The sequence below is a fragment of the Limnospira sp. PMC 289.06 genome (genome assembly GCF_032350395.1).
Taxonomy (GTDB): domain Bacteria; phylum Cyanobacteriota; class Cyanobacteriia; order Cyanobacteriales; family Microcoleaceae; genus Limnospira; species Limnospira platensis.
Map to the genome: position 1 here is coordinate 1 of NZ_JARPLC010000466.1, position 520 is coordinate 520.

The 520-nt window shown below is 39.0% G+C and carries 1 pseudogene; it reads left to right on the forward strand.

The window, feature by feature from the left end:
• Positions 1 to 161: 161 nt before the first annotated feature.
• Positions 162 to 520 (forward strand): annotated as a pseudogene (locus tag P5674_RS25805) (hypothetical protein); the annotation flags it as partial.

Sequence of the window (520 nt, forward strand, 5' to 3'; positions counted from 1 at the left end):
AAAATAGTCCCGTTAAATAACTCTATGGCGTTACTCCAGTTAGCAGCGTTTATATGAGCCGCGATATTTTTAACACCTCTCATGATTTCCCTTATTTAATGGATTTAGTAACATAATTATACTATCATATAATACTATTAAACTTAGTACAAAACGTTAATATGGTTAGAGACAGACGGACGATTAGAGACAAACCAAAGGTTAGACCTCGCTCGGGAGTTAGATATGACACAGCTCCCTTTAGATTAAACGATGACCCCGGTAAACTAGGAGACCCGTTTCGAGGTTGGACTGGAGACCCATACGGGAGGGAATTAGATACTCGAAACAAATTTATAAGTGATTCTAAATATGTAGCTCCTGAATACTGGGATGCAGATGAATATCACAAAAAAAGAGAAGCTGAAGAAAGGGAAAAAAGAGAGGATATTAAAAAAGAGGCAACTGTCAAGGAACCACCAAACAGAGATGAACCAAAGGGAGGAAAAAAACCTAGGGGAAAGGGTGGCGCTGGTAGAGT